Origin of the sequence: Streptomyces pluripotens, assembly GCF_000802245.2 — a bacterium.
GTDB classification, from domain to species: Bacteria; Actinomycetota; Actinomycetes; order Streptomycetales; family Streptomycetaceae; genus Streptomyces; species Streptomyces pluripotens.
Genome location: NZ_CP021080.1, coordinates 3997048 through 4010133, shown reverse-complemented (window position 1 = coordinate 4010133; position 13086 = coordinate 3997048). Strand labels below are relative to the sequence as shown.

Below are 13086 nucleotides of genomic sequence, written 5' to 3'. Positions count from 1 at the left end.
TCCGCATAACGGATTTCGTGGCATGGATTTCGGACACGAACAAGTAAACTTTTGTCGGCGCTCTGTCAAAGATGCGGGTGGAGGTGCCACTCTCTCCTGACCCGCCGCACCTGTGCATTTCCTGTGATCCGACCTGTGTCTCCACCCCACGAGACCAGTCCGAAGGAGATCGAGTGAGACAGCAGCCCCACGCCGCCCGCACCTCCGGTACTCCCCGCAAGACCGCCGTGCGCGCCGCCGCTCTGGTTGGCTCGGCGGCGATGGTCGTCCTCGCACTGCAGAACGGCCCGGCGAACGCCGCCCCCGCATCACACCCCTCCGGCGCCGCCGCGGTGGCGCTCAACGCTCCGGCCCGCGCCGCGGCCATCAAGTCGGCCCAGCAGCACGCCGACGGGGCGGCCCGCACACTCGGCCTCGGCGCCAAGGAGAAGCTGGTCGTCCAGGACGTGGTCGAGGACGCGGACGGTACCGTCCACACCCGCTACGAGCGCACCTACGCCGGTCTGCCCGTGCTCGGCGGCGACCTGGTCACCCACGTGGCGAAGAACGGTGCGCTCAAGGGCGTGAGCAAGGCGACCAAGGCCCGGATATCCGTACCGACCACCGCCGCTGCCGTCTCCCCGGCGAGCGCGAGGAAGGCGGCCGTCAAGGCCGCCGGCACCGCCGAGGCCAGCGCCTCGACCGCCCGCAAGGTCGTCTGGGCGGCCGGCGCCAAGCCGGTTCTCGCCTACGAGTCCGTCGTCAAGGGCGTCCAGCACGACGGCACCCCGAGCGAACGGCACGTCATCACCGACGCCACCGACGGCAAGGAGCTCTACTCCTACGAGGCCATCGACACCGGCACGGGCACCAGCCAGTACAGCGGCAAGGTCACCATCGGCACCACCGCATCCGCCTCCGGCGGCTACGACCTGATCGACTCAGGCCGCGGCGGCCACACGACGTACGACCTGAACGGCGGCACGAGCGGCACCGGCACCCTCTTCCACGACGCCGACGACATCTGGGGCGACGGCACCGTGAACAATCGTCAGACCGCGGCCGTCGACGCCGCCTACGGCGCCGCCGTGACCTGGGACTTCTACAAGTCCGCGTTCAACCGCAACGGCATCGCGGGCGACGGCAGGGCCGCCTACTCCCGCGTCCACTACGGCAACGCCTACGTCAACGCCTTCTGGGACGACAGCTGCTTCTGCATGACCTACGGCGACGGCACGAACAACACCGACCCGCTGACCTCGCTCGACGTCGCCGGCCACGAGATGAGCCACGGCCTGACCGCGGCCACCGCCGGGCTCAAGTACAGCCGTGAGTCCGGCGGTCTGAACGAGGCGACCTCCGACATCTTCGGCACCTCGGTGGAGTTCTTCGCCAACAACCCCGCTGATCCGGGTGACTACCTGATCGGTGAGAAGATCGACATCAACGGCGACGGCACTCCGCTGCGCTACATGGACAAGCCCAGCAAGGACGGCAACTCCGCCGACTACTGGTCGCGCAGGGTCGGTCACCTCAACGTGCACTACTCGTCCGGTGTCGCCAACCACTTCTTCTACCTGCTGTCCGAAGGCAGCGGCGCGAAGACGATCAACGGGGTCTCCTACAACTCCCCGACCTACGACGGTTCCACGGTCACCGGCATCGGCCGGGACAAGGCCGACCAGATTTGGTACAAGGCCCTGACCACGTACTTCACCTCCTCCACCGACTACGCGGGCGCCCGATCCGGCACCCTGCAGGCCGCGGCCGACCTGTACGGCTCGGGCAGCGCGGAGTACAAGGCTGTGGCGGCGGCCTGGACGGCGGTCAACGTCAACTAGTCGCACCGTCTGGCCAGTACAGACACGGCAGTACCTCGGCCGGGCCGTCCGTCACGGGCGGTCCGGCTTGCCGTCCCCGTAGAGCCAGTCCTTCCAGATTCCGCCGAAGTCCTCGTCCGGAGCCTTGTGCTCCACGTACGAGGTGAAGTCGGCGGTACTCGCACTGCCGTGACGGCGGGCGGCGGCCCAGCCCTGGAGGATGTCGTAGAAGGTGTCGTCACCGACCTTCTGCCGGATCTTCTGCAGGACCATTGCACCGCGCTCGTAGACGGGACTGTCGGAGATGTGCGCGGCGCTGGTCGGCTTCGCGGGCGGGAAGGCCCAGACGGCCGCGTCGTCGCCGTCGTAGAGGTCCTCGAAGGTCTGCTGCGCACTCGGTCCGCCGTGGTCCTCCTGCCACAGCCACTCGGCGTAGGTGGCACAACCCTCGTTGAGCCACATGTCCCGCCAGGACAGGGGCGTGACCGAGTCGCCGTACCACTGGTGGGCGAGCTCGTGCACGAGGGTGCCGATGTCCGGGGCGCCGGGGAAGACCGGCCGGTTCTGGGTCTCCAGGGCGTAACCGGCGTCGTCCGTCCGGTCGACGATCGCGCCGGCGGAGGAGAAGGGGTACGGACCGAAGGTGGACTCCTCCCATGCGAGAACCTCGGGAATCCTGGCGAGCACCTTGTCGCTCGCCGTGGCCTGCGTGGGATCGACGGCGGTGACGATGGGCAGGCCGTGCGGGCCTGTGGTGCGGGTGATGTCGTAGTGGCCGACGGCGACCGTGGCCAGGTAGCTCGCCATGGGCTGGGCGGTGTGCCAGGAGTAGGACGTCCGGCCGTCGTGGGTGTGCCGACCGGTCAGCTCTCCGTTGGAGACGGCCTGGAGGCCCTTCGGGACGCTGACGGTGATGTCGTAGGTGGCCTTGTCGCCGGGGTGGTGGTTGCCGGGGAACCAGGCCATGGAGCCGACCGGTTCGCCGAGTCCGAGCGCGCCGTCGGCGGTGGGCAGCCAGCCCTCCTCAGAGCCGTCGGGGTCGGTGAGGGTCCGCGGGGTGCCCGAGTAGTGGACGGTCGTGCTGAAGGTCTCGCCCCCGGCGAGGTCGTCGTGCGGGCGGATGGTGAGTTCCTGGCCGGTGCGGTTCCAGCGGGCGCTGGCACCCTCGACGGTGACCGAGTCGACGTGGAGTCCGACGAGGTCGAGGTCGAACGCGGACAGGTCCTGCTTGGCCCGTGCGGTGATGACCGCCGTGCCCGTGAGGTGACGGGTGGCGGGGGTGTAGTCGAGGGTGAGGGCGTAGTGAGCGACGTCGTAGCCGCCGTTGCCGGCCTTGGGGAAGTACGGATCGTGTACGCCGGGGGCGCCCGCGGTGCCATGCCCTCCGCCGTCGCACGCGGTGCCAGTCAGTGTCAGGGCGAGGAGCACGGCCGCGGATGGCACAGGGCGCATGGATCTGGACACGTCAGCGATCTTAGGCAGGCGACCTCCGGAGACGGCCGGGCCGGGGAACGTGACACCATCTCCCCGTGCTCGACATCGGCTACGCCCTCTCCAACCGCTTCCCGGACCCGCCGCAGACCGACTACCGCCGCGCGGACGTCCACGCGCTGCGGCACGACCTGTTCTGCGGAGACGTGTACCTCGCGGACACCGAGACGGACCGGGAGCTGGCCACGGCCTGGGGATGGGTGCCGGTGCTGGACTTCGCGTGGGCACTGTGCGACATCGTGGAGCGGCTCGACCGGGACCCGCTGGGGTCCCGTGCCGCCCGGCCGCAGCGGGCGGAGCTGGACTTCACCGAGTCCACCGACCGGATGCTCTTCGAGCGCCGTTTCGGCTGGGTCGACATCACCTCCGACTGGGCGCCGGCCGAGGAGTCCCCGCTGCACTTCCCCCACACAGAACTCCGCCGCGAAGCCCGCGACTTCCTGCACGACCTGATCGCGGACCTGACCGACCTCCACGAGGACCTGGCGGAGAACCCCGCGCTCTGGACGCTCCAGGCCCGCTTCCCCAGGGTGCCGTGACCTTCCCCGGGACCAGTAGACGGAACCAGTAGAACCGTCAGCGGCGGGGCCCGGCCCTCCCCCTGGCCCCCACGGCCCATCCCTTGGACCGCTCGGCCCTCCCCCTGGATACCTCAGTCCTCCACCCGGATGCCCAGCGCAGCCGCCAACTGCGGGGCCAGATCGAAGAGCTGACCGGTGCTGATCACCGCGCCGGAAAGCCGGTCGAGTCCTCGCACGATCTCCAGCGAAGCCGCCCCGCGCAGGTCCACGTCGGTCAGCGTCGCGCCGCCGAAGTCGGCGCCCTTCACGGCGCAGCCGACGAACTCCACGCGCTCCAGGCGCGCGCCGGCGAAGTCCGGCTCGACCAGGACGCACGATTCGAAGACGACGTCTCTGAGCCGGGCCTCGCGCAGGTTGAGGTAATCGATCTTGCCACCGCGGACCACGACCCTCTCCAGTACCGCGCCGTGCATCTGGGTGCCGCCCAGGCGCGGGTCGACCAGCTCGACGTCCCGGAACGTGGACTCGGCGAGGTGTGTGCCGACACCCCGCAGCCCGGTCAGGACCGAGTCCAGCACCCGGGTCCGGCGCAGCCCCGTGCCCTCCACCGCGCACCCCGTCAGCGCGCAGTCCATGAACCGCGCACCCACGCCGTCCTGCCCAGACAGGTCTAGCTCCCGCAGCTCCAGCCCGTCGTAGTCACCGTCCGGCTCCAGCTCGCCCCCGGGCCACGGCTCCAGTGGCGGCAGCCGCACCTCTGGTCGCCGCGCGCCCTTCACCCCCGCCCGGGCTCTTGCCCGGCTCACCGGGCCGCCGCCCGTAGCTCTCCTCACCATGCCCCCCATGCTGCACCCCGCCACTGACAATCCACCCCCGTCCCCGCCCCGGTACCAACCGGCTGGGTTGGTCATGACAGCCCTAGGCCGTCACGAACGGTGCCGAGCGGTCACGAACGGTCGCGCGACCGCCACACACACCCGGATGCAATACGTCCCGATTCATGGTGTTCTGGCCAGATGAGTACCGGCCGAACGGGTGACCTCGGGGCAGCGGCCGGGACCACGGCGGACGGAGCCGATCCGCACCGCTGGTGGGGCCTGGTCGTGATCGCCCTCGCCCAGCTGATGGTCGTGCTGGACGCGACGATCGTGAACATCGCACTCCCCTCCGCCCAGCGCGCCCTCCACATGTCCGACGGCAACCGGCAATGGGTGATCACCGCCTACACCCTCGCCTTCGGCGGGCTGCTCCTGTTGGGCGGCCGGATCGCCGACCTCGTGGGTCGCAAGCGCACCTTCGTGGTCGGGCTCATCGGCTTCGCCGCCGCCTCCGCGCTCGGCGGCACGGCCACCACCTCCGGCATGCTCTTCGGCGCCCGTGCACTGCAGGGCGCCTTCGCCGCCGTCCTGGCGCCGTCGGCGCTGAGCCTGCTGACCACCACGTTCACCGACCCGCGCGAACGGGGCAGGGCCTTCGGCATCTACGGTGCCCTCGCCGGCAGCGGTTCGGCGATCGGCTTCATCGTCGGCGGTCTGCTCACCGAATACCTGAACTGGCGCTGGTGCCTGTACGTGAACGTGCCCATCGCCGCCCTCGCGGTCCTCGGCGCCTTCAACCTGCTGCACGACCGCCCCGGTCACGACGAGGTCCGTCTCGACGTTCCCGGCGCGGTGCTCGGCTGCGGCGGACTCGTGGCGATCGTGTACGGCTTCAGCGAAGCCGAGCCGCGCGGTTGGACCGACCCGCTGGTCCTGGCCCTGTTCGCGACCGGCGTGGTCCTGCTGGTCGCGTTCGTCTGGTGGCAGAACAGGGCTCCCAGCCCCCTCCTCCCGCTGCACATCGTCCGGGACCGCAACCGCGCCGGCTGCTTCCTGACGATGATGCTCGCGATCATCGGTATGTTCGGGCTCTTCCTGTTCATGACCTACTACCTGCAGGTCATCCTCGGCTACTCCCCGGTCAAGGCAGGTCTGGGCTTCCTGCCGCTGACCATCGCGATCATCATCGGCTCCACGCAGATCTCCGCCCGGCTGCTGCACCATGTGGCCCCGCGCCTGCTGATGGTCCCCGGCATGCTCCTCGCCGCCGCGGGCCTGATGCTCCTGACCGGGATGACGGTCCACTCCTCCTACGCCGGAGAGATCCTCCCCGCCCTGGTGCTGTTGGGCCTCGGCATGGGCCTGACCTTCATGCCGGTGTTCGCCACGGCCACCGCCGGGGTCGCCCCGCGCGACTCCGGGGTCACTTCCGCGACCGTCAACACCTCCCAGCAGGTGGGCGGCTCGATCGGCACGGCCCTGCTCAACACCATCGCCACCACCAGCAGCGCCGCGTACATCACGGCCCACCTGCGCAGCCCCGGCGCCCAGAAGTCGGCCGTGGTGCCGGCGGGCGTAGTGCACGGATACACGGTGGCCATCTGGTGGGCAGCCGGCGTGATGCTCCTCGCGGCCCTGACGGCGGGCCTGATGGTGACGGCCAGGGCACCCAAGCACGGAACACAGTCCGGTGCGCCAGTGCCGGAGTCAGTGGGCTGAACCGCCCAGCTCCGCCAACGCCCCGTCGGTGAGCCGATACACCGTCCACTCATCCTGTGGCCGGGCGCCGAGCGCCTCGTAGAAGCCGATCGCGGGCCGGTTCCAGTTCAGCACCGACCATTCCAGGCGCTGGTAGCCCCGCTCCACGCAGATGCGGGCCAGCTCGGCCAGCAGGGCCCGGCCGTGGCCGCCGCCGCGCGCGCCGGGCCGGACGTACAGGTCCTCCAGGTAGACGCCGTGGACCCCGCGCCAGGTGGAGAAGTTGAGGAACCACAGCGCGAAACCGACCGGTTCGCCGCTCTCCTCGTCCACCGCCATGTGCGCGAACGCGGCCGGCCGCTCCCCGAACAGCGCCTCCCGCAGTTGCTCCTCGCTCGCGCGGGCTTCCTCCGGGGCCTTCTCGTACTCGGCGAGCTCGCGGATCAGGGTATGGATGACGGGGACGTCGGCAAGGGTCGCGGCACGAATCATGCGGAGAGGCTAACCGGCCGTCGCCCGGGCGGGTGATCCGGACGAGCGGGTGATCCGGACGGATACCAAGTCCAGCGGCCCCGGCACGCCCGGATGCCGACCGGACGCACCGGCCGGGCAGTGCGTCCGCACCGGTCAGTGCCGTCCCGCAACCCGGTCGGCCGCACGCGCCAGGCGGGAGGACTCCATGCCGGGGCGGAGGCGTTCACGCTGGTCCGCGGCGCGGTAGGTGGCGTACAGGCCCTGTACACCCAGCCAGCGCCAGGGTTCCGGCTCCCACTTGCGCACCTTGTGGTTCACCCACGGCAGGTCGGTCAGCTCGGTCCGGCCGCCCTGCCCCGAGTCTTGTTGGACCAGGTCGCGCAGAGTGCGGGCGGCCAGGTTGGCGGTAGCCACGCCGGAGCCGACGTAGCCGCCCGCCCACCCGAGCCCGGTGGAACGGTCCAGGGTCACGGTCGCGCACCAGTCACGCGGGACCCCGAGGACACCCGACCACGCGTACTCCACCCGCAGCCCGGCCAGCGACGGGAAGAAGCGGGTCAGGATCTCCCGCAGCGCCTCGATCGTGGCCTCCTGGGTACGGCCGTCGTTGTCGGTGCGGGAACCGAAGCGGTACGGCACCCCACGGCCGCCAAGCGCGATCCGGCCGTCGACCGTGCGCTGCGCGTACATGTAGGCATGCGCCATGTCACCAAGGGTCTCGCGGCCATCCCAGCCGATCCCCGCCCACTGTTCCCCGGTCAGCGGCTCGGTGGCGATCATCGAAGAGTTCATCGGCAGCCAGGTCCGCTTCTGGCCCTTCAGGGACGCGGTGAAGCCCTCGGTGCAGCGCAGGACGTACGGAGCACGGACGGTGCCGTACGGGGTGACGGCGTGCTTGGGCCGGATCTCCGTCACCGGCGTCGACTCGTGGACGGTCACTCCGAGCCCCTCCACGACACCCGCGAGCCCCTTCACCAGCTTCACCGGGTGCAGCCGGGCCCCGTGCGGGGTCCAGGCCGAACCGACGGCGTCGGCGATCCTGATCCGTTCCGCCGTCTCCCGGGCTCCGTACAGCTCCCGGTCCTTCTCGCCGTACGCCAGCTCGTGCTCGTGGAAGGCCCGCAGCCGGGCCAGCTGGGCGGGAGTGGTCGCCACTTCGAGAACGCCCCCGCGGTGCACGTCGGCCTCGATGCCCTCCGCCCCGGCCACGGTGATCACCTCGGCCACGGTGTCGTTCATCGCCCGCTGCAGGCGTACGGCTGCCTCGTGGCCGTGCAGTTTCGCGTACCGGTCACGGCCCGCGACGCCGTTGTAGAGCCAGCCGCCGTTGCGGCCGGAGGCACCGTACCCGCAGAACTTCTGCTCCAGGACCGTGATGCGGAGGAAGGGGGCCGCCTTCTTCAGGTAGTACGCGGTCCACAGGCCCGTGTATCCGCCGCCGACGATCACCACGTCCGCCGACGCGTCCCCGGACAGCGGCTCCCGCACCACCGGCAGACCGTCGTCCGCGAACCAGAAGGAGACACCGCCGTTGACGGCACTGCTCGCTGAGCTGCTCATGGCCGGGACGCTAACCCCTCAGGGCGGCCAGTGTCTCCTTCGGATTCCATGCTTTTCCGCGCCCTCTGGTCAGCGGATAGCAGGCCAGTCCGATCAGCACGGAGACAAAGTGCCCGAAGTCGGTGAAGGTCGGCCCGGACGCCAGCGGAAGCCCGAAGTTGGCCAGCACCACGAGCAGGTACCCGTACCGCCAGGGTGAGGCGATCCGGTAGGTGAGCACCGCCACGACCCCGGCCAGCGCGTAACTCACCCCGATGTCCAGGGTGTTGACCGCCGAAGGCGGGGCGATGCCGTCCTGGATCGCCAGCAACAGGCCCAGTTCGCTGATCAGCGAGGCCAGGACGTGCGCGAGCGCGCACACCGCCAGCCAGCGGGCCGTGCCCAGCCAGCGCTCGGCCGGCGCGTGGAACACCGTGTACAGGAAGGCGTACGGCACCCAGTGTCCGCCGTCGATCCACATGGCACTCGCCACCAACACGCGTACCGGGGTGCGCGACAGCTCGTGGATGTTGGTCGACCGCTGCCGCAGAAAGTGCTGCTCGAACTGCGGCGACATGTGGTGCAGGGCGACGGTCGTGACGAAAAGGACCAACAGCCACACGTACGTGCCGGGGGCACTGCAGATGTACCTCCACACAGCGCGCGCGCCCCGGTTGATTCGCATGAGCCGATTCACGCACGCCAGTATCGTCCGGAGCGGGATCGACATCCCCGGCGAACCGGTACGGCACAGCAGGTCCACGGCGGACCCGTGACGACGCCCCGGGCCTGGCCTGGTCTTCGAGCAGCGCCGTCGGTCGCCGCACCCGCCGCCGCCCCGCAGCGACCGGCCGAACGGCGCCCAGATCCCCCGGGGTCGGCTCAACCCGCCTGCGGCCGGGCCAGGCCGTGGTCGTAGGCGAAGATCACCGCCTGGATGCGGTCACGTGCTCCGATCTTGGACAGGACGCGGCCGACATGGGTCTTCACCGTGGATTCCGACAGCACGAAGCGGGTGGCGATCTCGCCGTTGGACCAGCCCTTGCCGATGGCGACGAGGATTTGGCGTTCGCGGTCGGTGAGGGACGCCAGTCTCGGATCCGCGGCAGAGCCGTCGACGTCGGCGGGCACGAGCCGGGCGAATTCGTGCAGCAGGCGACGGGTGAGGGCGGGGGCGATCACCGCGTCGCCGGCAGCCACGGCACGGATACCCGCGAGGAGTTCCTCGGGACGGGCGTCCTTGAGGAGGAAGCCGCTGGCCCCGGCGCGCAGGGCCGCATAGACGTACTCGTCGAGGTCGAAGGTGGTCAGGACCAGGACCCTGGAACGGTCGCCGGCGGCGACGATGCGGCGGGTGGCCTCGATGCCGTCCATGCCCGGCATGCGTACGTCCATGAGGACGACGTCGGGGCGGAGTCCGGCAGCCTTGCGGACGGCCTCGGTTCCCTGCGCGGCCTCGCCGACCACCTCCGTCTCGGGTACGGAGTCGAGGAGCATGCGGAAGCCGTACCTCTGAAGCGGCTGGTCGTCCACGATGAGCACGGTGGTCACCGAGCAGCACCGCCCCGGGGAGCGAGGTCGAGTGCGACCCGCACCGTCCAGCCGGCGCCGGCCGGGCCAGCGCTGATGTGCCCTCCGTAGAGCGCCGCCCGTTCTCGCATGCCCACCAGGCCGTGTCCTTCCTCGTTCGCCGTGCGGGGTCGGCCAACCGGGGCGGGCGGGCCGAAGTCCTCGACGGTGACCGTCAACCGAGTGTCCTCCACGACGATCGCCAGGTTCGCGCGGGTGCCGGCGCCGGCGTGTTTGAGGGTGTTCGTCAGGGCCTCCTGCACGATGCGGTAGACCGTCAGCTGCACCCCGCTGTCGAGGGCGTCGATGTCTCCGGCGGTTCGGTAGACGACCTCCAGGCCGGCGGACCGTACCCCCTCGCACAGCGCGTCGATGTCCGTGAGACCGGGCTGCGGGCTCAGTTCCGGCTCGGTCCGCGGACCGTCCGCCGCACGCAGTACCCCGAGCACCCGCCGCAGTTCACTCAGAGCCTGGCGACCGGTGTCACCGATGAGGTGCAGGGCTTCCTTCCCCCGCTCCGGGGAGGCGGCAGTGGCATAGGCGCCCGCGTCGGCGAGTGTGATGATGACGGACAGGTTGTGGCCGACGATGTCGTGCATCTCGCGGGCCACCCGCGCCCGCTCGGCCGCGACGGCGAGCCTGCCCCGCTGGTCGCGTTCGATCTCCAGCCGGGCTGCGCGATCGCGCAGCCCGGCCAGTTGCGCCCGCCGGATGCGGATCATCAGGCCGAGCGCAAGAGCCGCCGTTGCCGTACTGAGCAGGAAGAAGAGCGCGTCCCACACCGGCACCGCCGCCGAAACCTGCGCCGCGACCAGGCCCAGCGCGCCCGCCATGGCCGCACAGGCCCACGGCAGCTGCCGCAGCCGCCCGTGCAGGGCCAGGCTGTACAGGGCGACGAAGAGGGCGACGTCCGCACGGAGCGCGGCGCCGAGCGACCACTGGAGGACGAACACGGCCGTGATGGCACCGAAGGCGACGGCGGGTGCCCGGCGTCGCCACAGCAGCGGCAGCACCAGCCCCGCTTGCAGGGCAAGCATGCCTGCCACCGGCAGCCGGGTGTGGGCCAGGCGGAAGCGGCGCGGGCCATTGCCGTCGCCGTCCCCACCGATCGCGCCGACCGCGTGCAGCAAGTCCGGCATGCAGAACATCAGGAAGACCAGGGCCACCACTGCGGTGTCCAGTACCCACGGACGGGCCTGGTCGGCGTGCCTAAGCCGCTGGCCGGCCCGGCCGAGCCGGGCGACCAGCGGCCCCATGGCGCTGAGGTCTTCGGGGGTCACGGTGGTCACGGAGGTCACCGACCCATGATGCGGGTGACTGCCGCTCACACGTCGCTGCGCACCAGCCGGTACGCCGCCCCGGCCAGCGCCAGCACCGTCCAGCCGAGGAAGACCAGCAGCCCCGCACCGGGCGACAGGGTGGTCGAGTCGTGCGTGAGGGCGAAGATCGACTCACCCGCGTGGCTCGGTAGGTAGGGGTCGATGTTCCCCTGCCACGAGCTGGGCAGCAGGGAGACCAGCCCCGGTACGAGCATGAGGGCGGCCACGAGCACCGAGATGCCACCGGCCACCGACCGCAGCAGCGCACCCAGAGCGGCGCCGATCACACCGACCAGGCCCAGGTAGAGCCCCGCGCCCAGCAGGCTGCGGGCGACGCCGGCGTGACCGAGGCCCATGGCAGCGGGCGTGCCGGAGACGATCTGGCTGCCGATGAGGAAGGCGACGAACGCGCCGACGGTCCCGACCACCAGCGCGACCAGCCCGTACACCGCCGCCTTGGACCACAGCACGGGCAGCCGGCGCGGCACCGCGGCCAGCGTCGAGCGGATCATGCCGGTGGAGTACTCGCCCGCCGTGACCAGTACGCCGAGCACGCCGAGGGCCAACTGCGCGAAGTTCGTGCCGAAGAGGGACAGGCTCACCGCCGTCGCGGTGGCGAAGTCACCGCGCATGTGGCGGCCGGAGTCGAGATTGGACTTGTAGTGGCTCGCGGCGATGACGCCGAAGGCGATGAGGAACAGCAGGCCCAGGCCGAGGGTGATCCAGGTGGAGCGCAGGGACCAGAGCTTGGCCCACTCCGAGGACAGCACCCGCCGCCCGGTCACCCGGTAGGTGGGCCGGGCCGACGCGGCCGGGGCGGTCTCGGGAGTCTCGGGGTTTGCCGTGAGGGTGCTCATGCCGCGCTCCCAGAGGTCTCGGTGCCGGTCGTGGAACCGTGGTACTCCACGGCGTCCCTGGTCAGTTCCATGAATGCCTCCTCCAGCGACACCGCCTTCGTAGTCAGCTCGAACAGGGGGATCCCGTGCTCGGCCGCCTTCAGCCCGATCTCGCGGGCGGACAGCCCGGACACCTGCAGCTCCTCCGAGCCGATGCGTCCGGTGATCTCCACGTCCGGTCCGGCCAGTACGTCCCGCAGCCGCGCGGGGTCGTCCGTCGCGACCTGCACGGTGTCGCCACCCGCCTCGCGGACCAGGTCCTGCACGGTCGTGTCGGCCAGCAGCCGGCCACGCCCGACGATGATCAGGTGGTCCGCGACCAGTGACACCTCGCTCATCAGGTGCGAGGAGACGAACACCGTCCGTCCCTCGGACGCGAGGGAGGTGAGCAGGTTCCGGATCCAAAGGACGCCCTCGGGGTCCAGTCCGTTGACGGGTTCATCCAGCATCACCGTCTGCGGATCGCCGAGCAGGGCCGCCGCGATGCCGAGCCGCTGCCCCATGCCGAGGGAGAAGGCGCCGGCCCGCTTCTTCGCGACGCTGCTGAGCCCGGCGAGTTCGACGACCTCGTCGACCCGGCGGCGCGGAATGCCGTGGGTGAGCGCAAGGGCACGGAGGTGGTTGTAGGCCGAGCGGCCCGGATGGATGGACTTCGCCTCCAGGAGCGCCCCGACCTCCTGCAGCGGTGCCTGGTGACGGGCGTAACGCTGGCCGTTCACCGTGACGGAACCGCTCGTCGGCGCGTCCAGCCCGACGATCATGCGCATCGTCGTGGACTTGCCCGCACCGTTGGGCCCCAGGAAGCCGGTCACCGTGCCCGGCTTCACGGTGAAGTCCAGACCGTCGACGGCTGTCTTCTCCCCGTACCTCTTGGTGAGCCGCTGTGCCTCGATCATTCGCATTCTCTCTTTCGGACTCCGGCGCCCGAAACGCCCGACGCCTCCTTGACCACGCTAGGTCCG

The 13086-nt window shown here is 70.6% G+C and carries 12 protein-coding genes; 3 read left to right on the top strand and 9 right to left on the bottom strand.

Features of this window, described 5'->3' with window-relative positions; genetic code table 11:
* Positions 1 to 260: 260 nt before the first annotated feature.
* Positions 261 to 1820 carry a M4 family metallopeptidase gene (locus LK06_RS18195; RefSeq protein WP_234367615.1) on the top strand — a complete coding sequence of 520 codons (1560 nt, stop codon included), beginning with the start codon at positions 261 to 263 and terminating at the stop codon, positions 1818 to 1820.
* 51 nt (positions 1821 to 1871) lie between these two features.
* On the opposite strand, the gene LK06_RS18190 is transcribed toward LK06_RS18195, so the two are convergent.
* Positions 1872 to 3251 carry a M1 family metallopeptidase gene (locus LK06_RS18190; protein ID WP_078858752.1) on the bottom strand — a complete coding sequence of 460 codons (1380 nt, stop codon included), beginning with the start codon at positions 3249 to 3251 and terminating at the stop codon, positions 1872 to 1874.
* A 77-nt stretch (positions 3252 to 3328) separates the two neighbouring features.
* On the opposite strand from LK06_RS18190, the gene LK06_RS18185 reads away from it, so the two are divergent.
* Entirely contained in the window at positions 3329 to 3829 is a 501-nt protein-coding gene (locus LK06_RS18185; RefSeq protein ID WP_039654773.1) for a hypothetical protein, read from the top strand.
* A 113-nt stretch (positions 3830 to 3942) separates the two neighbouring features.
* Here LK06_RS18185 and LK06_RS18180 read toward each other — a convergent pair whose 3' ends face one another.
* A complete protein-coding gene (locus LK06_RS18180; RefSeq protein WP_174673893.1) occupies positions 3943 to 4647 on the bottom strand; it encodes a pentapeptide repeat-containing protein in 705 nt (234 codons plus the stop codon).
* Positions 4648 to 4827: 180 nt separating this feature from the next.
* Between LK06_RS18180 and LK06_RS18175 the strand changes: the two genes are divergently transcribed.
* Positions 4828 to 6348: an MFS transporter gene (locus LK06_RS18175; protein WP_039654771.1), complete on the top strand. Its 1521-nt coding sequence runs from the start codon at positions 4828 to 4830 to the stop codon at positions 6346 to 6348.
* Here the strand turns inward: LK06_RS18175 and LK06_RS18170 are convergent.
* The 7 genes from LK06_RS18170 to LK06_RS18140 all read right to left on the bottom strand — a co-directional run bounded on the left by LK06_RS18170 (position 6337) and on the right by LK06_RS18140 (position 13020).
* Positions 6337 to 6819 (bottom strand): GNAT family N-acetyltransferase, encoded by a 483-nt coding sequence (locus LK06_RS18170; protein WP_039654770.1) that lies wholly within the window; start codon positions 6817 to 6819, stop codon positions 6337 to 6339. The two genes, LK06_RS18175 and LK06_RS18170, sit on opposite strands and share 12 nt — an antisense overlap.
* 135 nt (positions 6820 to 6954) lie before the next feature.
* Positions 6955 to 8361: an NAD(P)/FAD-dependent oxidoreductase gene (locus tag LK06_RS18165; RefSeq protein ID WP_043432731.1), complete on the bottom strand. Its 1407-nt coding sequence runs from the start codon at positions 8359 to 8361 to the stop codon at positions 6955 to 6957.
* A 10-nt stretch (positions 8362 to 8371) separates the two neighbouring features.
* Positions 8372 to 9025, bottom strand: a complete 654-nt coding sequence (locus LK06_RS18160; protein ID WP_174673892.1) for a rhomboid-like protein — start codon at positions 9023 to 9025, stop codon at positions 8372 to 8374.
* 197 nt (positions 9026 to 9222) lie between these two features.
* Entirely contained in the window at positions 9223 to 9891 is a 669-nt protein-coding gene (locus LK06_RS18155; RefSeq protein WP_039654768.1) for a response regulator, read from the bottom strand.
* Positions 9888 to 11165: a sensor histidine kinase gene (locus LK06_RS18150; RefSeq protein WP_174673993.1), complete on the bottom strand. Its 1278-nt coding sequence runs from the start codon at positions 11163 to 11165 to the stop codon at positions 9888 to 9890. The genes LK06_RS18155 and LK06_RS18150 overlap by 4 nt, the downstream gene beginning before the upstream one ends.
* Positions 11166 to 11233: 68 nt before the next feature.
* Entirely contained in the window at positions 11234 to 12085 is an 852-nt protein-coding gene (locus tag LK06_RS18145; RefSeq protein WP_039654767.1) for an ABC transporter permease, read from the bottom strand.
* On the bottom strand, positions 12082 to 13020 hold the full coding sequence (locus tag LK06_RS18140; RefSeq protein WP_039654766.1) for an ABC transporter ATP-binding protein: 939 nt from the start codon (positions 13018 to 13020) through the stop codon (positions 12082 to 12084). The genes LK06_RS18145 and LK06_RS18140 overlap by 4 nt, the downstream gene beginning before the upstream one ends.
* Positions 13021 to 13086 lie beyond the last annotated feature (66 nt).